Source organism: Marivirga atlantica (genome assembly GCF_016734805.1).
Taxonomy (GTDB): Bacteria; Bacteroidota; Bacteroidia; order Cytophagales; family Cyclobacteriaceae; genus Marivirga; species Marivirga atlantica.
Map to the genome: position 1 here is coordinate 185544 of NZ_JAERQG010000001.1, position 22184 is coordinate 207727.

Sequence of the window (22184 nt, forward strand, 5' to 3'; positions counted from 1 at the left end):
ACTATTTATCTGTTGAACAACTTTGATCCGTTTTTTGAAGCTCAGTAATAGGGAAACCCTTATTAGCTAATTTCCCTAGCAATACATCATATGTAGCTTTCTCCAAACTTGGCTTTCTAGATAAAATCCATAAATACTCTCTACTTGGTGCACCAACAGCCGCATATTCATAATTATCACCCAACTCTACTATCCAATAATCCCCTTTAAAAGGCCAAAAAAACTGCACTTGCAATTTACTATTTGATGAGTCAGATGCTAAAAATGCTTTGCCTTTGGCGGTTTCCAACTCACCATTCTCATCCTCATTGATACATTTGTTGATTACTTCTATATAGCCATCCTTTTTAATGTACTCAGCGGTAGTGCAAGTACACCCTTTTTGAAAACGTTGAGGTATGCTGGCAATTTCATACCATTTACCAACATACTTGTTTAGGTTAACATTTTGTGCTGTTTCCAACTTTGCATACTCTTTCTGGCAAGCTGAAAAAGCCAACATTAAAATAATTATGAATAGCGTATTATACTTTTGCATAATTCTTCTTTTCTAAAATATCTTCAACAATCATATCAGCATGCACTCTACTATTTTCTATAAACCACTTATTGGTTTGTAGTCCTCCGCAGACTACTCCTGCCAAATACAGCCCTTCTACATTTGTTTCCATGGTTCCCTCATCATAATAAGGTGCAAACGGATATTCATCTCTTATGGTAACTCCTATATCTTTTATAAACTCATAGTCGGGTTCATAACCAGTCATGGCTAAAACAAAATCGTTCTCTATAGTTTTTTCTCCTTCAGGAGTTTTAATTTTGATACTATCTTCTGCTATTGCCGTTAATTCGCTGTTGAAAAAAGCTTTGATACTACCTTCCTCTATACGGTTTTCAATATCAGGCTTAACCCAATATTTAACAGTTTCTTTGATAGAATCCTTACGGATAATCATACTTACCTCCTTCGCTCCCTTTCTATAACACTCCAGAGCGGCATCTACAGCTGAATTGGCTGCCCCAATAATGGCAATACGTTGATCAAAGTACGGATGGGGCTCTTTGTAATAATGATTAACCTTTGAAAGCTCTTCACCAGGAATACCCAATTTATGTGGCAAATCGTAAAAGCCAGTAGAAAGTATGATATGCTCCGTTACTATATCTTGCTTCTGGGTTTTTACCTGAAACTCCTCTCCTATTTTGGTTATGCTATCTACAGGATTATATAGGGAAGTATTTAGTTTTTTAGATTGGGCCACTCTTCTATAATATTCGAGTGCTTCCATTCTTGTAGGCTTCGGATTGTGAGAGATAAATGGTACGTTACCAATTTCAAGCTTATCAGAAGTACTAAAAAAGGTCATTCCATAAGGATAATTGTAAAGCGAATTCACTAAAGTGCCCTTATCAACAATAATATAGGTTAAACCTTTCTCTTGAGCTGCAATTCCACATGCCAACCCAATTGGTCCTGCACCTACTATTACAATGTCATATCTGTTTTGCATATCTTAATTTCTATAATAATAAGCCTTTTCTCTAATGCTTTGTTACAGATTTTAGCTATAAAAAAAGGAGCTCTAAGAAGCTCCTTACGTAAAATCTGCAGTTTTGATATTAGCTAATCATATCAAAGCCAGTGTATGGCTGCAACACTTTAGGCACTTTAATGCCTTCATCAGTCTGATTATTTTCTAATATTGAAGCGAGAATACGAGGAAATGCAAGTGCACTACCATTTAGCGTGTGTAATAAGTGTTTTTTCTTATCGGCATCTTTATAACGCAACTTCAGCCTATTGGCTTGGTAGGTCTCAAAATTAGAAACTGAGCTTACTTCCAACCACTTTTCTTGTGCCGCTGACCATACTTCCATATCATAAGTTAATGCAGAGGTAAAGCCTAAATCGCCTCCACAAAGCCTCAACACTCGGTAAGGTAATTCAAGCTTAGTTAATAAGCCTTGAATGTATTTACTCATTTCTTCAAGTGCTTCATAAGATTTATCAGGATGCTGCACCTGAACTATCTCAACTTTATCAAACTGATGGAGTCTGTTCAAACCACGCACGTGTGCTCCCCAAGAACCTGCTTCTTTTCTAAAGCATGGTGTGTAGCCAGTCAGTTTCACCGGTAAATCCTTCTCTTCTAATATTGAGTCTCTAAAAATATTGGTGATTGGCACTTCAGCCGTAGGTATTAAATATAAATCAACATCTGGCACATGATACATTTGCCCTTCTTTATCGGGTAACTGACCAGTTCCAATTCCACTTGCTTCATTGATTAGAATAGGTGGTTGAATTTCCTTAAAGCCTTCCTTTTCTGCTTCATCTAAGAAGAAGTTTAGCAAGGCACGCTGCAATCTTGCTCCCTTTCCTTTATATACTGGAAAACCAGCACCTGATATTTTTACACCAAGCTCAAAGTCTATAATGTCATATTTTTTAATTAAATCCCAGTGTGGCTGCTTATTATCAGGTAAGGTAGGCTTAGTGCCATGTTCTGAAAGCACTTCATTATCATCTTCACCTTTGCCGGCTTTTACACTCTCATGAGGTATATTCGGGATGTTATATAAGGCTTTCTGCAATTGATCTTCTACCTTTTGTAACTCTTCCTGTAATATTTTACTATTGCTCTTAAGTTCAGCAGTTTTAGATTTCGCTTGCTCAGCTTCCTCTTTTTTACCCTGTTGCATAAGGGCGCCAATGCTTTTTGAGGCTGAATTCATCTCCGCCAATAAGGCATCCAATTCTGTTTGAGTGCTTTTTCTTTTGTCGTCTAATGAAATGATGCCATCTATTAATATCTCAGGGTCAGCAATATGCCTTTTTTTAAGACCTTCTATCGCTTTTAATTTCTCTTCTCTTAAATAAGCAACTTGTAGCATTTTATTAATTTTTTGTCAAAATAAATGATTTTTGCCTGCAAACGGAACACATGCGGTCTTTAAAAATCCATTTATCATTTATAATTGAGTTTTTACTTGACTATTAGTCACACTTAGCATATCATTGTATCATCCAACAGGGGCGAGAGCATTTCGACTACTCGTTCATTTTATAATCCGAATTTCAAAATTTCAAATAATCATACCAATTCATCAGGCTATCAATGCCTGAACAAGCAAAAACCTCTTTATGTATAATATTGAAGAATTAAACTTAAAGCTACTTTCTGAATTAAAGGAAATAGCCGAAAAATTAGGAGTTTCTCAGTTCAAGAAATTACCCAAGAAAGAATTAATCTATAAGATTTTAGATCAACAGGCTCTTCTCCCGGAGAGCGAGCTCCCAAAAAAGGAAGAAGCTAAAAAAGACGATTCAAAGGCTGATGAAAAACCAGCAAGACCGAAGCGTCCTCGATCACCAAAAAGCGACAGTAAGCCTGCCGATAAAGTACAAGAGCAAGAAGAAAAACCTTCAAAAGAAGCCGGGAAACCAGAAGCTAAAAGTGAAGCTCCAAAAAAAGATGCCCCTAAGGCTGAAGCTAAAAACAGCCCTAAGAAGGATGATAAGTCAGATAAGCCAGAGAGAGATAATAAGCCTAACAACAAGGGTCCTAAAGATAATCGTAGAAACGACAGAAATGATCGTAGTAATCACGATAAAGGACCTAAAGTTAAAAAAGCAGACATTACAGATTTTGACGGCCTAATTGAAAATGAAGGTGTTCTAGAAATGATGCAGGATGGTTATGGCTTCCTTCGTTCATCAGATTATAATTACCTTGCCAGCCCTGACGATATCTATGTATCACCATCTCAAATAAAATTATTTGGTTTAAGAACTGGTGATACAGTTAAAGGTCAAATCAGACCTCCAAAAGAAGGTGAAAAATATTTCGCTCTTTTAAGAGTATCTTCTGTTAATGGAAAAACAACTGAGGAAATAAGAGACAGAGTACCGTTTGAATACTTAACGCCTCTTTTCCCTGAAGAGAAATTAAACCTTAGCAATAAGCCTAACAAATACTCTACTCGTATCCTTGATCTGTTCTCGCCAATTGGTAAAGGACAAAGAGGTATGATTGTAGCGCAGCCTAAAACTGGTAAAACAGTTTTGTTAAAAGAAATCGCTAACGCTATTGCAGAAAACCATCCAGAGTGTTACTTGATCATTTTACTTATTGATGAGCGTCCGGAAGAAGTGACTGACATGGCTCGTTCGGTCAAAGGCGAAGTAGTAAGTTCTACTTTTGATGAGCAGGCTGACAGACATGTGAAGGTTTCAAGTATGGTACTTGAAAAAGCGAAGAGGATGACTGAATGTGGTCATGACGTAGTAATTCTTCTTGATTCAATCACCAGATTGGCAAGAGCTTACAACACAGTTGTACCATCAAGTGGTAAAATACTTTCGGGTGGTGTTGATGCTAACGCATTACATAAGCCTAAAAGATTCTTTGGTGCTGCAAGAAATGTAGAAAATGGTGGATCATTGACCATTATTGCCACTGCATTAATTGAAACTGGTTCTAAAATGGATGAAGTTATCTTTGAAGAATTCAAAGGAACTGGTAACATGGAGCTTGTATTGGATAGAAAACTTGCTAATAAGCGTGTTTATCCTGCAATTGATGTAACCGCTTCTGGTACAAGACGTGAAGATCTATTGATGAGCAAAGAAGAACTTCAAAGAGTTTGGATACTTCGTAAGTTTATGGCTGATATGAATTCAGGTGAAGCAATGGAACTATTGCTTACAAAAATGAAAGGAACGATGGATAATGACGAATTCCTGATTTCCATGAATGGATAAAATCACCAAAAAAATAATGGATTTACCTAAGCGGCTTTTAGTTCAAGAGCCGCTTAATTTATATACTGGCATCAGGGGCATGTTCCGTGAAAGCTCCACCATTGCAGGTTTGCCTCCTGGTCAGGCTGTATACACAGGGCTTAGGAGAGATGATCCTTTCTCAATGTCTATTTTCCTTTATGATGAGGAAACACTTGAAGAACGAGATAACATTTCGATAGAAGAGCTCAAGCAGTTAAATGTCGAAAACAAATTTCTCTGGCTCAACATAGAGGGTATTCATCATGTAGAACAGGTGAAAGCTATATGTGAATTATATGAAATACACCCCCTCACCTTAGAAGATATTCTTACCGTTGAGCAACGGCCTAAAATTGACGATACAGAAAATTACATTTACACTGCCATTCGTATGCTTCAGTTTAATCCTAAAACCAGGAAAACTGTAAGCGAACAGTTAAGCATGGTGTTACTTAAAAATGTAATTATAACCTTTCAGGAAAAAGAAGGTGATACATTTGAAGCAGTAAGAGGCAGATTAAGAGCCGGCAAAGGAAGAATAAGAAAAGAAGGTAGTGACTATTTGTACTATGCTCTAATAGATACCATTGTCGATCATTACTTTATCGTAATGGAAAAATTTGGCGATCAGCTAGAGGATATAGAAGAGCGGATTTTGCGTTCAGGCCAAAGAAGGGATTTTGAAATCCTTTATGAGCTTAAGCGAGAGATGATACACATTAGAAGGTCTGTATGGCCCCTCCGCGAGGTGATAAGTAGAATTGAAAGAGACGACTTCAAATTCATCAAAAAATCAACACGAATATTCATACGGGACGTTTATGACCATACTATTCAGGCAATAGATTCAGTGGAAACTTATCGTGATTTTATTTCCAGTTTGAGTGATTTATATCAATCTGTTATCGGTAATAAAATGAATCAGGTGATGAAAACGCTTACGATCATTTCGGTAATTTTCATCCCTCTTACTTTTATTGCTGGTCTTTACGGGATAAACTTTGAAAATGTCCCGGAATTTAAATGGGAATATGGTTACGCATATTTCTGGAGTTTATTAATTGGATCGGCAGTTTTTACATTAGCCATTTTTAGATGGAAAAAATGGATATAAAAAAAGGAGCTCAATAGCTCCTTTACTTCTCAAATCTTAATATAAGAATTGAAATTACATTGTTTCTTCTTCACTAGCTTTAAGGGTAACTTTTCTTGTAACAGGGTTAAACGGACTTGCTATTAAATTTCCTTCTGCGTCCAGCAATTCCAATTTAATAATCATTTCACCCATTTCTTGACCCTCAATAAAGTATGGTTGCCATTTGTCAAGCATAAATTCTTGTCCATTGATGGTAGCCCTTACCTTATTTCCTTCTTCCGATAATTCAGTATTTAGCAAAAAGAAATCTAGTAATACTTTCTTTGCATCATCACCTACATATGTTCCTTTTGGTCTACTATAAAACATGTGAGGAGCTGTTAAATCAGCCATTTCATCTTCCCCTGTAGCCCTTCCTACTGTAAACTGTCGGATATTATAGGCTCCATAGCTTTTTACACTTTCATGATATGATCTTGATAGAAAAGACAAGGCTACATAATGCCCTTCTTCTAAATTCTTCATAAACTCTGCCTCATAATGCGCTGAGTAAGGTTCGTTGTTCAAAATCAAATGAATATGTTGCCCCTTCGCAGAATTAGCACAATTCTTTACGTCAGCATCTATAGTCTGTGTTGCTAATTCATAATTCTTCACATTGTAAGAAAATTTCACATCTCCTGCTTTAATATTCTCTTCATTTTCAGCGGGGCTCAGCATTTCCAATTTAGAGTTATCAAATTCAGGGGATTCTACGGGAGTAAGGCTTATGCTTGAGACCATCTCTTCGTTTTCGTCCATTGTCATGGAAGTATCCTCAGATGTTTCGTCATTCCCTTCATTTTCTTTTTTTGAAGGTGAACAGGCCACTAAGCCTGCCATTAATAAAAATGCACCTATTTGTAGTTTAGTAAGTTTCATAAGTATTGCTTTTAGTTTAATTGGTTATGTTTTAAATTATAATAATATAAGAACAAACAATGATTTTTTGAGGGATTAACAACAGTAAATAGACCTTTTACCTAAAAACTGTTAATTTTAGATTTAGAAAATACAATCTATTTTACCATCCCTGAAACATTACAAACAACAGAGATATGAGCAAAATGTTATATGACGAAGTACCATCATTAGATCTGACACACTTTACTAGCGGTAATGCCGATGACAAAAGAAAATTTGTTGAAGATTTAGGACAAGCCTACAATAATATTGGTTTTGTGGCTATAAAAGGCCATTATTTAACTGATGAGCTAAGTGCTAGCCTTTATGAAGTTGTAAAAAAGTTTTTCGATCTATCAATGGAGGCCAAAAAAGGATATGAGAATCCTGAATTAGCTGGCCAAAGAGGGTACACTAGCAAAGGCCGAGAGCAAGCAAAAGGACATGATGTTCCTGATTTAAAAGAATTTTATCAGGTTGGTCAGTTTGTGGCCGATGATCATCCATTGAAAAGCGAATATCCTGACAATTTATGGCCTGATGAACTTCCTGAGATGAAAACTATCGCTAAAGAGGTTTATCAAAAACTGGAGAAAACAGGTTTTGAAATGTTAAGAGCTATAGCTTTATATCTAGAGCTTCCTGAAAATTATTTCGATGATAAAGTGAAGGATGGTAATAGTATTTTAAGAGCGATACATTATCCACCAATTGAGAACCCAGATGCTTTACCTCCAGGTGCAGTTCGCGCAGCTGAGCACGGAGACATCAACCTAATTACCTTACTAATGGGTGCCAGTGCCGATGGACTTGAAGTGCTTAGAAGAGATGGAAAGTGGATTCCTATCACTGCTTTACCTAATCAACTAGTAGTTAATGTTGGCGATATGCTAGCCAGATTAACTAACAACAAGTTGAAATCAACCATTCACCGAGTGGTAAACCCTCCGAAGGAAAAGATGAAAACATCTCGATATAGCATTCCTTTCTTTATGCATCCTAAATCTGACATGGATTTAACTTGCTTAGATAGCTGTGTTAATGAGGCTAACCCAAAACAGTATGATGATACAACTGCTGGAGAATTTCTCGATGAAAGACTAGCAGAAATAGGCTTGCTGAACAAGAAGAAATAAGTGGTTCGGCACCTTAGGAACTATATATTTCTAAAGGATATTTTCGTACTATCCGTTACTGCTTTTGGCGGAGCGCAAGCACACTTTGCTCTATTTCTGGATTACCTTGTAAAGAAAAGAGGATACTATACAGAACAGGAGTTAATTGAGATGAATGCGCTCTGCCAGCTTTTACCTGGTCCATCTTCTACACAAATTCTATGTGGATTAGCTTACAAAAAAGGTGGTGCCCCTTTCGCCTTCCTAACACTTTTCATTTGGGCCATACCTGCTGTAGCTATCATGAGTCTTTTTGGAGTGATTATGTCTAATCTGGATGAAAAAGAACTTTCAACAGCCTTTACCAGATTCATTCAACCAATAGCTGTTGGCTTTGTGGGAGTCGCTGCCTATAAAATCTGCGTTAAAGTAATTCATACTAAAACCAGCTTTATTATTCTGGTTTGTTCGGCTGTTTTATCGGTGTTTTTGAGTTCCCCGTATGCTTTTCCTGCTATGATAGTAGCAGGAGGGTTAATCACATCATTTAAATACAAAGCACAGCCCATTGAAGAAAAGCAGAAAATGAAAATTAGATGGACTGCCTTAATTATTTGGATAAGCGTGCTTATTCTCATTGCTGTTATTGGTACCATTACGCAATCCCTACCTATTCGGCTCTTAGAGAACTTCTACAGGAACGGAAGCTTAATCTTTGGTGGTGGGCAGGTATTAATTCCTTTTCTTTATACAGAGTTTGTAGATTTTAAAGACTATTTAAGCTCTTCAGAGTTTCTGAGTGGCTTTGCTATATCACAGGCCGTTCCAGGACCAACCTTCAGTTTTGCCTCTTACATAGGTTCACTTTCTATGCGTAGTTATGGTACGTGGGGCGAATTATTAGGCGGGTTTTTAGCTGCCGTAGGAATATTTGTCCCTGGCACATTGATGATATTTTTTCTGGTTCGTTTCTGGGATGAGTTAAAAAAGTATAGAGTGATTAAAGCCTCTTTAGAAGGTATAACAGCAGTGAGCTCAGGAATGGTGGTAGCCGCTGTCTATTTGCTTTTTGTACCAGTGGAAAATACTCTACTTAACTTTGCCTTACTTTTTGGAACAGCAGCTATTTTATTATTTACTAAAATTCCAGCTCCGTATGTTGTATTGGCAGGCTTAGCCGCGGGCTTTTTATTGAGTTAATCGCTTTCCAAAAACTGGTATATCTAATAATTCTTGAACACTTGAACTATAAAAATTACTACGATTAACCAATTGATCTGGCTCGCCCTCGTCCTCAATTTGACCATTTCTCAAAATATAAATATAGTCGGACAATGACGCAACTTTCATCCTATGTGTTATTACGAAAATTGCTTTGTCTTTTTTAAGCTTATTCAATAAATTCAGAACAAAAGATTCTGTTGCCCTATCCATGGCAGATGTACCCTCATCAATGACTATAACATCAGGGTTTTTATAAAGTGCTCTTGCGAGGCTTACAAGCTGCTTTTGTCCTCCGGAAATATTCACTCCCTCTTCACCAAGTAAGGTCATATAGCCTTGAGGAAAACTGGAGAAAAATTTATCAAAACCAGTCTCTTTACACCATTTAATAACATTTTCTAACTCCCTTTGATCTTCAGATAAGGCAATATTAAAAACCAGATAGCTATTAAATATTTTTATTTGTTGTGGCATTACAGCAATTCTTGATCTTAAACTGCTAACTTCAATTTTTTCTATTTGCTGATCATTAATTAAAATCTTCCCATTAGAGGGTGAATAAAATCTTTGCAGCAACTGAATAAAAGTACTTTTCCCTGAACCACTTTCGCCTAAAAGCGTTGTTATTCTACCCTTAGTAACATCCAATGAAACCTTTTTCAAAAGATCTAAAGAACCCGGATAATTAAATGATACTTCCTTACAAGTTATTTTAGAAATCTCATTTAATTTTATTCCTTCAGTTTGCTCTTCATCAATTCCGGAAAATTCTTCCATTCTATCAAAAGCTACTCTTGCCTCTTGAAACTGAATATTGAATAATGCAATTTTTGTAAGTGATGGGCCAATGGATCCAGATAAGGACAATAATGCCATTAAGGAGCCTAATAATAAATCATCCTGAAACACGAAATAGGACGCAACAGATATCACAGCAACTACAACTGTTATGTTGAGCAGCTCAGTAAGTAGTTGAAACTTAACTTGAATCTTACCCAGTCTAAATGAGCTTTCTTGAAAGGCCTTATATAGAAAAGTAGTTGACTTATGAAACAAATTTATAGTATTAGTCCCTTTTACTTCAGTAATGCCATTAATCACATCTATGTAGTTACTTTCGTTTAGGGAATAAGCACTCATTAATTCCTTTTGCCTTTCGATAATTGGATTATTTAAGCGATACAATACGATTGCATAAACGGGAATGAAAACAGCAACGATCAATCCGACTTGCCACGAATAGACAAAAACACCAATTAAAGAAATAATAATTACCAAAAACTCAATTAGCAAACTCCCAATCAAACTGCTTACCGTTGTTTGAATCCTTCTTGTGTCATTCATTCTGGCTACCATATCCCCTGTTTTCTTAGAATCAAAGAAAACCTTTGGTATTCTTAATAATGAACCAAAAAAAGATCCGATCATTCTGTTATTGAAATCGCGGCTTTGGGTAATTAAAAAAGTGGATCTCAAATAATTAAGCCCCATTTTTATTAAAAGTATTAAAGCAAATAGCGTTAGGCCTATTATAAGCTTATCCAATTCTCTCGAAGGTAAAATCACATCAATTAGCTTTTGACTAAAAATAGCTGTAGCCAAAGAAAAAACTGCGATGATGAGTCCAAGAAATAATGAAGCAATAAGAATGTTAAAATCTTCCTTTACCCATTCAATAATTTTATGATACCTACCTTTAGACCCTTTTGTATCTTGCTTAAAATCATTATTTGGATTTAAGCTAAGCAAGGCCTTAGATTGCCAAACCTTATTTAGTTTCTCCTTATCCCATAATTCAACACCTTTGCCAGGATCATTAATAACTATCTTATCACCTTGAAAGCCATAAAAAATAACATAATGTTGTAGTCTATTTTCAAGTATAACATGTAAAATTGCTGGATGCTCTAATTCTTTTAAATTATCAATACCCTCAGCCTCTAGACCTTCAACATCAAATCCTAAAGCTTGTGCTCCCTGATATAGGCCGAGCAATTTAGTGCCTGTCTGAGTCGTACCAGTAGTCCTTCTTAACTCATCGAGATTCGGACTTCCTCCATGATATTTAATTATAGTCGCTAAACATGCCGGACCACAATCAGATTGACCATGCTGCTTTACAAAATACTTTTTCAGGCTTTTGTCCATGTTAAATACTTAAGATAATTAGGGCTTTAATTAGAAAGATACTTTCTATGTATTTTTTAGGAGAGTTGGTTTTTATTCTAAAACTTTAAGTATAGCTTCTATTTTCACCTCTCCTTTAAAATGCTTCTTCAGACTGTTGTCATCGTAAATAAAAACTTGAGGAACACCACCCATAATATGAGTTGTTAACCTATTTTCATCTACAGATAAATAAAAAGCTTGTAGTCCATATTCCTTTAAGAAGTTTTTTGCTTTTATTTCAGGTTCAAAAGACATAAACCCTAATTGATATTGTTTAAATTTAGAAAGATTTTTTGAAATTTCTTTCACTTCATACTGACAGAAATGACACTCACTATTAAAATAAATAAGAACAGCCGGCTTTTGGCTATCCAAAGTTTCTATTCCTAGCTTTTCACCTATTAAGCTCAAAGTTTGTTGTGTGTCCTGTACTTTTTCTTTTTGTTGAAGCTTTGTAATACTTTTATAAGCAAACCAAACACATAAAAGCACTAATGCTAATGCGACTGAACCAACTATTTTTTTCTTCATCAGCTGCCCAAGTTAATAGATAGAAAGGTGATAAACAGCAACCAAACAACTAAAGAAGAACCATAAACAGGTAAAGTAAATTCAAGTGTTTTATTAAAGTCCTTTTTCATAATTTTCATTATGCCTACTGAAAGCGCTATTATATAAGCGAGCTCAAAGATATTTAGAGATTTTAGCGGATAAACTAACCAGCTATCCAAACTTTCAGGGTTCTCAAAAAGACTAAGAAGTGATAAGGGAGCAAAATATTGTATATCCGAATAGGAATAACCGGTATCTATAAAACCATACCAAATAATTAGTAGCAAAGAGGGTATTAACCAAACAAACTCAGCCATTAATACAACTTTGAAAAAACCTTTAAATGAGGCCTTAAAATCGAAAATAATAGCACCACATAGTAACCAAAGGGTTAATAAAACACATTTAAAAAAATAGAAAATAGGTAGCAGAGTATAATTTAACCATGACCATTTCTCCTTAGCCTGAATTAACTTATATATTCTTTCATAGCTCATTTGATTCTGTAAATAATCAACTAATACAGATTCGGTAACTATGTTTGAATGTATGAAAGCATTAAATAGAATTGCAATTAAACAAAGTAAAAGAAAAACTAAGAAATTAGAATTGCTTAATATCGGTACCTTAACCATCAAGTTTTATATTATTTAAATAAAGAAATATCAGAGCCAGTTATTTCAGAATATAGAAAAGATGCTAAAAATACAAGCAAAATTACCTTTATTAAAACCATAAGTATTTTATAAAATTTAGAGCGTTTTTTAAATTTCATAACAACTGAAATCTGTTGAAAAGCATTACGAAATTATTTTGTCATAAAACAAAATTTCAGAAACCAAACAACAGCTCAATTTCTGAAATTCCATTTAAATAAGCTGTTCTGACTATACTAATCGATAAACAGCGTATATAGCACACCCGCCACCCAAAACAAGGCCAACAGGGGCTACAAAAGCTCCCCACAGAGCAACTCCTGCGCAAAAGCCATCACCAAAATCGGTAGCCTCAGAACCACCAACAATTTGTTCTAGTTGAATTACATTAATCTCTTTCATTTTTCAAAATTTTTACTGTGCTGAATCTCCAGATAAACATAATGCCATGAATGCTGCTGCACCCCATATTACTCCTACTCCGCTTACTGCACTTGCGGCAAATAACCCTACTCCCAAACCACACGATGTAGCATCAGACCATGAGGCCTCAAGTATGGACATTTCTTTTAATTCTAATTTTTTCATGAATTTAAAATTTAGTTAAACAAATTATTTCTTACAAAGAAGATAAAAACAAATTACCCTAGCTATTCATATTCTGAATATCTATCTTCTATAATTGAATACGTAATTCAAAAGCATAAAAGACTGTATTTAAAGGTTCTAATCCTTTTTAATTACACTCGATTATTATATACTTGTAAATTATTCTAAGTTAAATGATATACTCATAAATTAGAATAGACAAATAATCACTAACCAGAACCCTACAAAACTTACATCATGATAAGTAAAAGATTACGTGTTTTAAGATTAAAAAATAATTTGAGTCAGGAGGAGCTAGCATATGAGCTTTGCATTTCACAACCTACTTATGCAAGGCTAGAAAATGGTAGTGGCAATTGGGCAAAATATCTTACTGAAATTTGTAAATTCTTCAATGTAACTCCCAACGATCTTTTAGATGAAAACCACGCTGGTATTGAGAATTCAAAAGAAGTTATGTTTGATTCAATTATTGAAAAGTGTAAAGAAAGTTATGAGCACAGGATAGCCGAACAAACTGAAACTATTAAAACTTTAAAAAAACAAATTGAATTTTTAGAAAAAAATAACTCTGAACTCATATCACTTTTAAGAACTAGATTAATAGCCTAGTTATTTTATGAAAACAATTTTTGAAGTACCGCTTTTACCGCTTATAATTGGTACTATGACTAAAGAATCATTGGAACAGTAGTTTATAATGGCTTTTCTGTCAAATGATCTATCAATTTCTTTAATTTTCAACGTATCATCATTAATAGAATAGAGTGCTCTTCTTGTCACTAATTGTCCATTTGATAAATCAGAGTATGTAAGTGTATCAGATTTAAATTCATAGAAGGCACTTTCAAGCATAAGTTTGAATTGTTCTTCTAATTTTAGTTGATCTGAAATATCGGCATTATTATATGCAGATGACATTCTTATTCTTTCAATTGCATCATAAGATACAATATGCCACTTCCCTTGAATATCGTCATTCAGTGTAAAAGCAGTAGAAATAAACAGTATAGACAAAAATAACCTCATATATTATATAAAGGCATCTATTATTGATAGATGCCTATTCATTTTATAGTCTTCCAGCGCAATTTGCACCGAATACTTCCCAACCCCAAAGAATATCACCTTGGTAGCCTCCACCTGTTAAGATTGTCCATAATGTACCGCAATATTCAGCACGTGTAACACCACCTTTAATGGTATTCATTTGATTTACATGTAAATTTTTCATGACTTGTAATTTATTTGGTTAAACATGTCGGTAATTTAGCTCAACTCTCGGAAAAATTTTTTCCGTTAGTTCTTTAGAAGATATTTTTTTTCCTTCCTAGAATACCGAATATTATAACCCTCATTTCTAAGCTCATTAATCATATTTCTTATAGTTCTTTCAGAGCAATTAAATTGAGAAGTCATTTGATATGGAGAATGTAAAGACCCCTTTTTAATTTTTTCTAAGAGATAATTAATTCGTTTTACATAAGCTAAACTATTCATTTATTATAAGGATTTGGTTTAGCCACCAAAATCTCTATTATTCAATTAAAAATGAATTATTTACAATTATAATTTTAGAACATTTTATTCTAAAATTGAATTTACATTATACCCATGAACAAAAGGCATATTTCTATCTCCATGCCCGGCTGGAAAATCAAAAACGATGGGATAGTCATATGATCCACAATGATAATTAATAATATCCTTCACATCTTGTCCATAAACTTCCATAGATTCTTTCATCCCTACAAATTCACCAACTAGCAAAGCTTTGAGTTGGTCAAGCTTTCCACTTCGCTTAAGCTGTAGGAACATTCTATCGATATGGTAAAGGTATTCTCCCACCTCTTCTACAAATAATATTTTGCCTTCAAAGTCTATCTCCGATGAAGTGCCAATTTGATTCACAATCATCGATAAATTACCACCGATTATCTCAGTTGACAATTTTTGAAATTTTTGATACTGCTCATTAATTAATGATGAGTATTCCTTTCCTTTTAGAAGATCAATTAAAGCGTTCACATCTTGAGCTGAATGAAGATGAAGGTTTTGCAAGACCGGTCCGTGTATACTACAATAACCTTGTTTGTAAATAGCATGATGAAGAACGGTGATATCACTATACCCAATTACCCATTTAGGGTTATTCTTAAAAGCACTCCAGTCAATAGAATCAATAATGTGAGTAACTCCAAAACCGCCTCTTCCACAGAATACTGCGCTTGCATTAGGATGATCTAAAGCCCATTGAAGATCTTGCAAACGTTCCTCATGAGTAGCCGCAAACTTAAAATAATCACTTAAAGCATACTTTCCCACTTCTACTTGAAAACCTTTAGATTCAAGAAATTTACATCCTTGTAGAAACTTTTCCACATTAACCTTTCCAGAAGGATTAATGGCTAAAATTAAATCATGTTGTTTGAGCGGTTTTGGAGAAATCTTGGGCATAAAAAAAGTCCTGAGGTTATCAGGACTAATGTAGTATTTATTATTGGATATCGTAAGCTTATTCGGCATCATCAACTGGTGGCTCAACACCAAGCTTTCTTAATACCATATCAGAGATGTTTCCATTGTCTTCGTCAGCTATATATAACATAGCTTCAGCTCTTACTATATGCGTAAATCCATTCTCTTCAGCCACTTTGTCAATAGCATTCTGTATTTTCTCATATAATGGCTCATACAGCTCTTGTTGCTTTCTCATAATTGATTGCTCAGCATCTTGCTGGAACTTTTGAAGTGACTGCTGCTCAGCTTGTAACTCCATTTCTTTATCAGTTCTAACCTGATCAGTCATAGTTGGAGCATTTTGCTGGTACTCAGCTACTTTTTGTTGGAAAGTTTGTACTTTCTGCTGAATAGTATTTGAGAATTGCTTTTCATAAGCCTGAATTTGTGATTGAACCTCCTTAGATTCAGGCATTAAGCTTAAAACATAGTCAGCATTGGTATATCCAATTTTAACATTTTGTGCGTTTAGGTTTATTGCTAAACCTAAAGCTAACATGATGATTAAAATCCTTTTCATTCTTCGTCTAAATTTAATTTTTGTTTAAGTCGTTATCATCTATTAATCCAAGCTCTTCAAGAACAATATCCGTATAGTCATGAATTGGGTCAGTATAAATCATGATTAATTCACCTGCCTTGTCAAAAACTATCTGTAATCGTTCTTTCTTAGCCACTATTTCAACCGCTTCAAAAACTTTATCTTGAACGGGTTTTACTAATTCTTTTTTCTTTAGAAAAAACAAACCATCAAAGCCGAAAACCTTTTTCTGATAAGCTTTAACTTCACTTTCTTTCTTCTGAATTTCCTTAAGTCTTTGTTCTTTCAACTCTTTCGTTAAAAGTACTTCTTCAGCTTTCAATTCAGCATACATAGATTCTATTTCCTTACGCATACTTTGAATTTCCTGCTGCCAGGCATCAGATAAATCCTCTATTTCTTGTTGTGCCTCTTTATACTCCGGCATTTTGCTCAAAATGAACTTTGAATCAACATAGCCAAATTTTTGAGCCATTACCATTTGTGATGGAAGCAAAAGTACAATGCTTAAAGCTAGAAACACAAATCTCATACCAATTATCTAATTTGATTACCTATAGTAAAGTGGATTTGTCCTCCACTGATAACATTTGAGCCGTCAAGCTTGTCAAATCCATAGCCCCAATCAATACCAATAGTCCCGAACGCTGGCATAAAGATACGAGCACCCACACCGGCTGAACGCTTAAGGTTATAAGGGTTATATTCATTAAAATTCGCCCAGTTATTACCTGCTTCTCCAAATCCTAACACATAGATAGTAGCCGATGGATTTAGAGATATTGGGTAACGCAGTTCCATTACAAACTTGTTGTAAATTGTTCCGCCACTTAATCGAGTTGGTTCAGGACTTTCTCCAGAGCTAACATATTCCACAGGGCTCAGAGAGTTGTCCTCATATCCTCTTAAGCCAATAATATCACTTCCTAATAAGAAGTTCTGGCCTCCTAAACCTGATCCTCCAAGAATAAACCTTTCAAACGGACCAACACTCACACCACTCTTGTAATTATTAATAATCCCAAAGTTCGCCCTTGTATTAATCACTAAATCTCCGATGATTTTATTAAAGAATGAAGCATCAAACATCCATTTATTATACTCCACCCACTTAATACTTCTTTCAAAAGAAACCTCATTGTAGTTTAGATTATTAAACGTACTGTAAGGAGGCGTTAATGAAATTGCTAAGCTTATGTTAGAACCACTTCTTGGGAATATAGGGTTATCAACACTATTTCTAGCAATGGTTGTTTTAAATATAACATTGTTAGCCTCACAAGTTGCACAGCCTAAAGATCTTCCGTAGTTATTTAAGTTATATCTTGAGTATTCTAAAGTATTGGCAAGAGTAAAGAATTGATCTGGCCACTGAAGTCTTCTTGACAATGTGACATACCCTCTAGAAATTCTGAATGAACCTCTTGCTGGCGCACTTAAATCTCTATAATCTATTTGCCCAATAAAAGAATAGCTACCACCAACAGTTAGCGCATTTGGTTTTTTACCACCTAACCATGGTTCAGTAAAAGAGGCATTATAACTCTGGTATTGTCTACCATTAGCCTGAAATTGTAATGAAAGTACTTGTCCGTCTCCAACTGGTAGCGGATCCCAATTACCAAAGTCTAAGAAATTACCCAAAGAGAAGTTATTAAATGTAATACCCAAACTACCTACAAAACCAATCTGGCCTCCCCAACCACCTGAAAGTTGAACCTGATCATTAGAAACTTCTTCTAACTCCCAATTGATATCCACCGTTCCATCTGCTGCATTAGGTACAGGAACCGGATTAACAGTTTCAGGATTAAAATAACCAAGTTGAGAAAGACGTCTGGTAGTTTCAATTAAATCTCTTCTAGAGAAGTATTCACCAGGTATTGTCTGAAGTTCTCTTATAATTACGTGATCATTCGTTCTGGTATTTCCAGAAATATTTACTTCACTAATAGTAGCCTTACTACCTTCATAAATTCGCATTTCTACATCAATGGAATCACTATCTACTTTTACTTCAACAGGAGTTACATTAAAAAATAAATAACCATTATCCATGTAAAGAGAGGTGATGTCTCCACCTACAGGATCATAATTAAGTTTTCTTTGAATTTTTTCTAAGTCGTAAACATCACCTTTTTCAATGCTCAATATTCTATCTAATATCTCATCATTGTAAGTGAAGTTACCGCTCCAATCAATATCTCTAAAATAATACTTCTGACCCTCATTAATTCCTATTTCGATAGATATTCCATTTTTATCAGTGTAGATACTGTCATAAGTTATTTCTGCATCTCTGTAACCTTTGCTATTATAAAAATCAATAACTGTATTTTTGTCATTCTTATATTCTGATCTTACCAGTTTAGATGACTTGAAGAAGTTAACATTTACATGTTCTCCTAAATAGTCAAGTAAGGTGATATGGTTAACTGAGTCTTGTTTTGTAAAAAACTTGAACCAGTCTTTAGGTGAAGAATGAATAGCTCTTGAAACAATATCTTCGAAAAGAGTAAAGTGCAGCTTTTCATGGGTTTCTTTCATTTTAGAACGTAATCTACGATCACCAAAAGCTTCATTACCTACAAAGTAAATATCAGTGATTTTGACTTTGCTCCCTTTATCTACTTTGAAAATAAGCTCAACTCCATTACCAATTAGCGTATCTGCCTTTTGACGTGAATCAACCTTTACATTTAGAAACCCCTTGCCTTTATAAAAATCTATAATATTAAGCTCAGCATTCTTTACTGATGCATCTGTTAAAATTCTACCTTTTACTAAACTGATCTCATCAGAAAGTTCTGTTACTTTAGCTTTCTTAACGCCTTCAAAAGTGTACTTTGTTAGTCTTGGTCTTTCGAGTAAATCGAGGATCAACTTGATTTTACCCTCCTCAATTACTTCGTATAATACAGTTACATCAGAAAATAAACCTTGTCTCCAAAGTTTTTTGATAGCAAATGAAATATCATCACCAGGTATATCTACCCTATCACCAACCTTAATTCCTGTTATAGAAATAACGGCTCCTTCATCAAGGTACTCTAAGCCTCTGGCTTCAATTTCCGCCACTTCGTATTTTCGAGGTGTATTATAATTCAAAGCACTGCTACTCTGAGCAGAAGCAGAAGTGACAGTACCAATAATTACTACAAAAAATAACCCTAATAATTTCTTCATTCACTTAATACTTTTCCAAACCTTCTTTCTCGCATGAGATAATTTTCCAATGCCCCGTGTAAATGTTGCTTGCGGAAATCAGGCCATAGAACGTCTGTAATATAAATTTCGGTATATGCCATTTGCCAAAGCATAAAATTGCTAATTCTATACTCCCCACTAGTTCTGATTAATAACTCAGGATCAGGAACTCCTTTTGTTGATAAATATTGCTCAATAAGAGCATTATCTATTTCGTTAGCAGCAACTTTATTTGCTTTTACTTCTTGGGCAATCTTTTGAGTTGCTTGAAGTAAATCCCACTTGCCACTATAATTTAATGCCAGAATTAGATTGAGTCCTGTATTGTTTTTTGTTTGCTCTATAGCTGTACTCAATTCATTAAAACACTTTGTCGGTAAATTTTCTATATCACCTATTGATGTTAACCTTACATTATTCTCTTGTAAAGTCTTCATTTCAGATTTGATAGTACTTACTAAAAGCTGCATTAAAGCATCAACCTCTCTTTTTGGTCTCCCCCAGTTTTCAGTAGAAAAGGCATACAGACTCAAATGATCAATTTCTAATTCAGCACAACCTTCAACAACATCACGAACAGCCTTTATAGCACTTTTATGCCCAAACACTCGTGCTGCTCCCTGCTTTTTAGCCCATCTCCCATTGCCGTCCATAATAACGGCTACGTGTTTTGGTAAATTGCTTTTGTCAAATTCTTTTTCCATGCAACTGGTGCCCTCTGAAAATTAGGCCGCAAGGTACAAAAATCATTGAAATTTATAAACTAGAAAGGCAAAGTATATAGTTCAATTATTTAGACAATGGAACGGGACAATCAACCTGCCAAAAAGTATAGCTAATAGCAAGACCCGCGAAGTAATACCAATCATTATCATTCCAGTTGTCAAATTGAAAAGTGCTATTTCTCTTATCAGTTATCTCTTCTTCAGAAATATTATCGAGGTAATCGTAAAAAGTTTTTCTTCCAGCAAACTCAAAGTGAATAGTCCACAGCGGACTGAAATTATACTTTATGCCAATGCTAAGAGGGAGCATTAACTGAATATCACTGTATGTAGCGTTTTTATCAGCTCTATTAATTAGAAAGAAACCAGCACCAAAGCCTATATAGGGCGTGAAGTCAGCAATTGCTCTATCATTTCTAAAATCCAAAAACTCGTATTGTACTTGAAATGACACCTCAGTATTAAACTCATTAAATGAATAATTTCGAGCACTTGATAAAGCATCAACGGACTTTCCCTGATCTGACCCTTTAATTCTGCCAGCCGCTAACATTAACTTACTGGACCAACCTTTTTTAAATGTTTTGGAGTAAAAAATATGTCCTCCTATGGTTTGGTTGGCTAAATTATAGGTTCTAACTAAATCACCTGTATAATTAAATGATGATATGCCACCGCCAATCTCTTTAGACTGAGAAAAGCCTCTAAATGATGAAGAAACAACGAAAATTAAAGTAAGTATTAAAAAAGACGTGCTCTTAAGCCTATTAATAAGCATCATAAATTATCTGAACTTTGCACCTCTAACGAATCCTCCTCCTAAAATGTATGTCAAACTTATATTTGTTACGATGTAAATATCATTTTCAGCACCACCATCTCCTCTATTGTTGAAGGTTCTTTCTGCGGGGCCTCCTGGCCAACCATAGCCAGCAGCTCTTCTGTAAACTATAGGATACTCAGAATTTGATTCGTTGACATTAACTCTATCTGTATAAGTTGCTTGAGTAATACTTCCGAAATCTTCTCCACTAAACTGATTAGACATATCTGACATAGCAAAAGCAACCAGATTATCATTCTCTTGTCCATTCTCCAAGAAATCACCTAAATCAACATATCTTCCACTCACATCGTCTAAATAATCCGTAAATGTATATCTAAAACTAAATTCTAAACCTAGATCAATATTGTTAGTCAGTTTATATCTAGCTCCAATACCAAGCGGTATTACTATCTGAAACCTGCTATAAGGATCTGGAAGATCATGATTATATAAAGTATCATATCGTGCTCTCTGCGCTGCAGTAAAATTCTGTCCCTCTGTACCCAACTCTCTTAAAGAAACCCATTCTCCAGCATTCTCAAGCTCAATATATCTAGGACTACTACCTCCTTGAAAGTCTTCCGGATTATCAACTATAAAAGCATCTGTTGTTGCAAAATTAGGGACCTGTCCTTTAGGGTTATGATAGATGATACCTAATCCTCCGAAAGCATAAATATTCAAAATCGGTCTTGAGGCAAATCTTCCTCCGTGCTTAAAAATATCTACCTGACCTGTTAATGACAATTCCAGTATATCATTCCTGAAAGAAAGGTTTCTCAGGTATCTATTGGCATTTTCCTGATTAAAATTCTTTGTTCCTATTGTTTCCTGATCGCTTGCTTGGAGTCTACCCCACATGAAATTGGCTCTCCAAGAAAATCTATCACCGAACTTTTGTTTCAAGAAAATATTAAAGCCAGGACGGGTAAATGAAATATCAGTACTAAAAGTTGATGGTCTTGGTGCTATATCGCCAAAATAATTTAGCGCATTAATGCCACCCCCTATTGCAAAATAAGTTATCTCCGGATTAAAAGCACGTTTAGAACCAGAGAAAGAACCAATCTTTCTGCTGCTCTTACGTCTCTTATTTCTACCACCAAACAATTGTGCATCAGCTGATTCTGGTAAAACCATCATTGCTGACATTACAATACTAAAGAGTAATATTACTTTTCTCATTATGCGAAGTATCGATATTAAACCTCAAAAA

Annotated in this window: 24 protein-coding genes; 5 read left to right on the forward strand and 19 right to left on the reverse strand. The window is 34.9% G+C overall.

Features of this window, described 5'->3' with window-relative positions; genetic code table 11:
* Position 1: 1 nt before the first annotated feature.
* From JKP34_RS00900 to serS, 3 genes are all read right to left on the reverse strand, one after another.
* Positions 2-538: a lipocalin family protein gene (locus JKP34_RS00900; RefSeq protein ID WP_201916752.1), complete on the reverse strand. Its 537-nt coding sequence runs from the start codon at positions 536-538 to the stop codon at positions 2-4.
* Positions 525-1511, reverse strand: coding sequence for a YpdA family putative bacillithiol disulfide reductase (locus JKP34_RS00905; protein ID WP_201916755.1), 987 nt, complete (start codon positions 1509-1511; stop codon positions 525-527). Before JKP34_RS00905 ends, JKP34_RS00900 begins: the two co-directional genes overlap by 14 nt.
* A gap of 109 nt (positions 1512-1620) precedes the next feature.
* Positions 1621-2895 (reverse strand): serine--tRNA ligase, encoded by a 1275-nt coding sequence (gene serS, locus JKP34_RS00910; RefSeq protein WP_201916757.1) that lies wholly within the window; start codon positions 2893-2895, stop codon positions 1621-1623.
* 250 nt (positions 2896-3145) lie between these two features.
* On the opposite strand from serS, the gene rho reads away from it, so the two are divergent.
* Positions 3146-4765, forward strand: a complete 1620-nt coding sequence (gene rho, locus JKP34_RS00915; protein ID WP_201916759.1) for a transcription termination factor Rho — start codon at positions 3146-3148, stop codon at positions 4763-4765.
* On the forward strand, positions 4758-5900 hold the full coding sequence (gene corA, locus JKP34_RS00920) for a magnesium/cobalt transporter CorA (protein WP_201916761.1): 1143 nt from the start codon (positions 4758-4760) through the stop codon (positions 5898-5900). Before rho ends, corA begins: the two co-directional genes overlap by 8 nt.
* Positions 5901-5954: 54 nt before the next feature.
* On the opposite strand, the gene JKP34_RS00925 is transcribed toward corA, so the two are convergent.
* Positions 5955-6803 (reverse strand): phosphopeptide-binding protein, encoded by an 849-nt coding sequence (locus JKP34_RS00925; RefSeq protein ID WP_201916763.1) that lies wholly within the window; start codon positions 6801-6803, stop codon positions 5955-5957.
* A 176-nt stretch (positions 6804-6979) separates the two neighbouring features.
* Between JKP34_RS00925 and JKP34_RS00930 the strand changes: the two genes are divergently transcribed.
* Together JKP34_RS00930 and chrA are read left to right on the forward strand one after the other, a co-directional pair.
* Positions 6980-7960: an isopenicillin N synthase family dioxygenase gene (locus JKP34_RS00930; protein WP_201916765.1), complete on the forward strand. Its 981-nt coding sequence runs from the start codon at positions 6980-6982 to the stop codon at positions 7958-7960.
* Entirely contained in the window at positions 7961-9139 is a 1179-nt protein-coding gene (gene chrA, locus JKP34_RS00935) for a chromate efflux transporter (RefSeq protein WP_201916767.1), read from the forward strand.
* On the opposite strand, the gene JKP34_RS00940 is transcribed toward chrA, so the two are convergent.
* The 5 genes from JKP34_RS00940 to JKP34_RS00960 form a co-directional block, all read right to left on the reverse strand.
* Positions 9128-11311: a peptidase domain-containing ABC transporter gene (locus JKP34_RS00940; protein ID WP_201916769.1), complete on the reverse strand. Its 2184-nt coding sequence runs from the start codon at positions 11309-11311 to the stop codon at positions 9128-9130. The genes chrA and JKP34_RS00940 overlap by 12 nt on opposite strands.
* Positions 11312-11383: 72 nt before the next feature.
* A complete protein-coding gene (locus tag JKP34_RS00945; RefSeq protein ID WP_201916771.1) occupies positions 11384-11863 on the reverse strand; it encodes a peroxiredoxin family protein in 480 nt (159 codons plus the stop codon).
* The gene (locus JKP34_RS00950) at positions 11863-12201 is read right to left on the reverse strand and encodes a hypothetical protein (RefSeq protein WP_201916773.1); all 339 of its coding nucleotides are present in this window, start codon (positions 12199-12201) and stop codon (positions 11863-11865) included. The genes JKP34_RS00945 and JKP34_RS00950 overlap by 1 nt, the downstream gene beginning before the upstream one ends.
* A gap of 570 nt (positions 12202-12771) precedes the next feature.
* Positions 12772-12942, reverse strand: coding sequence for a hypothetical protein (locus JKP34_RS00955; RefSeq protein WP_201916775.1), 171 nt, complete (start codon positions 12940-12942; stop codon positions 12772-12774).
* A gap of 12 nt (positions 12943-12954) precedes the next feature.
* Positions 12955-13128 carry a hypothetical protein gene (locus tag JKP34_RS00960; RefSeq protein ID WP_201916777.1) on the reverse strand — a complete coding sequence of 58 codons (174 nt, stop codon included), beginning with the start codon at positions 13126-13128 and terminating at the stop codon, positions 12955-12957.
* A 258-nt stretch (positions 13129-13386) separates the two neighbouring features.
* On the opposite strand from JKP34_RS00960, the gene JKP34_RS00965 reads away from it, so the two are divergent.
* Positions 13387-13761 carry a helix-turn-helix domain-containing protein gene (locus JKP34_RS00965; protein WP_201916779.1) on the forward strand — a complete coding sequence of 125 codons (375 nt, stop codon included), beginning with the start codon at positions 13387-13389 and terminating at the stop codon, positions 13759-13761.
* On the opposite strand, the gene JKP34_RS00970 is transcribed toward JKP34_RS00965, so the two are convergent.
* The 10 genes from JKP34_RS00970 to JKP34_RS01015 all read right to left on the reverse strand — a co-directional run bounded on the left by JKP34_RS00970 (position 13762) and on the right by JKP34_RS01015 (position 22153).
* Positions 13762-14178 carry a hypothetical protein gene (locus tag JKP34_RS00970; protein ID WP_201916782.1) on the reverse strand — a complete coding sequence of 139 codons (417 nt, stop codon included), beginning with the start codon at positions 14176-14178 and terminating at the stop codon, positions 13762-13764.
* 43 nt (positions 14179-14221) lie between these two features.
* Positions 14222-14383 carry a hypothetical protein gene (locus JKP34_RS00975; RefSeq protein WP_201916784.1) on the reverse strand — a complete coding sequence of 54 codons (162 nt, stop codon included), beginning with the start codon at positions 14381-14383 and terminating at the stop codon, positions 14222-14224.
* A 65-nt stretch (positions 14384-14448) separates the two neighbouring features.
* The gene (locus JKP34_RS18410; RefSeq protein ID WP_201916786.1) at positions 14449-14649 is read right to left on the reverse strand and encodes an HTH domain-containing protein; all 201 of its coding nucleotides are present in this window, start codon (positions 14647-14649) and stop codon (positions 14449-14451) included.
* An 84-nt stretch (positions 14650-14733) separates the two neighbouring features.
* Positions 14734-15606 carry a S66 peptidase family protein gene (locus JKP34_RS00985; protein WP_201916788.1) on the reverse strand — a complete coding sequence of 291 codons (873 nt, stop codon included), beginning with the start codon at positions 15604-15606 and terminating at the stop codon, positions 14734-14736.
* A gap of 58 nt (positions 15607-15664) precedes the next feature.
* Positions 15665-16189 (reverse strand): OmpH family outer membrane protein, encoded by a 525-nt coding sequence (locus JKP34_RS00990; RefSeq protein ID WP_201916790.1) that lies wholly within the window; start codon positions 16187-16189, stop codon positions 15665-15667.
* A gap of 13 nt (positions 16190-16202) precedes the next feature.
* Positions 16203-16742 (reverse strand): OmpH family outer membrane protein, encoded by a 540-nt coding sequence (locus tag JKP34_RS00995; RefSeq protein ID WP_201916792.1) that lies wholly within the window; start codon positions 16740-16742, stop codon positions 16203-16205.
* 5 nt (positions 16743-16747) lie between these two features.
* Entirely contained in the window at positions 16748-19396 is a 2649-nt protein-coding gene (locus JKP34_RS01000) for a BamA/OMP85 family outer membrane protein (RefSeq protein WP_201916794.1), read from the reverse strand.
* Positions 19393-20121: an isoprenyl transferase gene (locus JKP34_RS01005; protein ID WP_201916796.1), complete on the reverse strand. Its 729-nt coding sequence runs from the start codon at positions 20119-20121 to the stop codon at positions 19393-19395. The genes JKP34_RS01000 and JKP34_RS01005 overlap by 4 nt, the downstream gene beginning before the upstream one ends.
* 85 nt (positions 20122-20206) lie before the next feature.
* Entirely contained in the window at positions 20207-20923 is a 717-nt protein-coding gene (gene porG, locus JKP34_RS01010; protein WP_201916798.1) for a type IX secretion system protein PorG, read from the reverse strand.
* A 3-nt stretch (positions 20924-20926) separates the two neighbouring features.
* Entirely contained in the window at positions 20927-22153 is a 1227-nt protein-coding gene (locus JKP34_RS01015; protein ID WP_201916800.1) for a DUF6089 family protein, read from the reverse strand.
* Between the last annotated feature and the right edge of the window lie 31 nt (positions 22154-22184).

Coding starts and splice junctions, on each gene's coding strand:
- rho (WP_201916759.1), top strand. CDS start 3,146: ATGTATAATATTGAAGAATTAAACTTAAAGCTACTTTCTGAATTAAAG.
- serS (WP_201916757.1), bottom strand. CDS start 2,895: ATGCTACAAGTTGCTTATTTAAGAGAAGAGAAATTAAAAGCGATAGAA.
- JKP34_RS00965 (WP_201916779.1), top strand. CDS start 13,387: ATGATAAGTAAAAGATTACGTGTTTTAAGATTAAAAAATAATTTGAGT.
- JKP34_RS00995 (WP_201916792.1), bottom strand. CDS start 16,742: ATGAGATTTGTGTTTCTAGCTTTAAGCATTGTACTTTTGCTTCCATCA.
- JKP34_RS18410 (WP_201916786.1), bottom strand. CDS start 14,649: ATGAATAGTTTAGCTTATGTAAAACGAATTAATTATCTCTTAGAAAAA.
- JKP34_RS00925 (WP_201916763.1), bottom strand. CDS start 6,803: ATGAAACTTACTAAACTACAAATAGGTGCATTTTTATTAATGGCAGGC.
- JKP34_RS01005 (WP_201916796.1), bottom strand. CDS start 20,121: ATGGAAAAAGAATTTGACAAAAGCAATTTACCAAAACACGTAGCCGTT.
- JKP34_RS00905 (WP_201916755.1), bottom strand. CDS start 1,511: ATGCAAAACAGATATGACATTGTAATAGTAGGTGCAGGACCAATTGGG.
- JKP34_RS00950 (WP_201916773.1), bottom strand. CDS start 12,201: ATGGCTGAGTTTGTTTGGTTAATACCCTCTTTGCTACTAATTATTTGG.
- corA (WP_201916761.1), top strand. CDS start 4,758: ATGGATAAAATCACCAAAAAAATAATGGATTTACCTAAGCGGCTTTTA.
- JKP34_RS00930 (WP_201916765.1), top strand. CDS start 6,980: ATGAGCAAAATGTTATATGACGAAGTACCATCATTAGATCTGACACAC.
- JKP34_RS00960 (WP_201916777.1), bottom strand. CDS start 13,128: ATGAAAAAATTAGAATTAAAAGAAATGTCCATACTTGAGGCCTCATGG.
- JKP34_RS01015 (WP_201916800.1), bottom strand. CDS start 22,153: ATGAGAAAAGTAATATTACTCTTTAGTATTGTAATGTCAGCAATGATG.
- JKP34_RS00900 (WP_201916752.1), bottom strand. CDS start 538: ATGCAAAAGTATAATACGCTATTCATAATTATTTTAATGTTGGCTTTT.
- JKP34_RS00975 (WP_201916784.1), bottom strand. CDS start 14,383: ATGAAAAATTTACATGTAAATCAAATGAATACCATTAAAGGTGGTGTT.
- JKP34_RS00955 (WP_201916775.1), bottom strand. CDS start 12,942: ATGAAAGAGATTAATGTAATTCAACTAGAACAAATTGTTGGTGGTTCT.
- JKP34_RS00985 (WP_201916788.1), bottom strand. CDS start 15,606: ATGCCCAAGATTTCTCCAAAACCGCTCAAACAACATGATTTAATTTTA.
- JKP34_RS01000 (WP_201916794.1), bottom strand. CDS start 19,396: ATGAAGAAATTATTAGGGTTATTTTTTGTAGTAATTATTGGTACTGTC.
- JKP34_RS00990 (WP_201916790.1), bottom strand. CDS start 16,189: ATGAAAAGGATTTTAATCATCATGTTAGCTTTAGGTTTAGCAATAAAC.
- JKP34_RS00945 (WP_201916771.1), bottom strand. CDS start 11,863: ATGAAGAAAAAAATAGTTGGTTCAGTCGCATTAGCATTAGTGCTTTTA.
- porG (WP_201916798.1), bottom strand. CDS start 20,923: ATGATGCTTATTAATAGGCTTAAGAGCACGTCTTTTTTAATACTTACT.
- JKP34_RS00970 (WP_201916782.1), bottom strand. CDS start 14,178: ATGAGGTTATTTTTGTCTATACTGTTTATTTCTACTGCTTTTACACTG.
- JKP34_RS00940 (WP_201916769.1), bottom strand. CDS start 11,311: ATGGACAAAAGCCTGAAAAAGTATTTTGTAAAGCAGCATGGTCAATCT.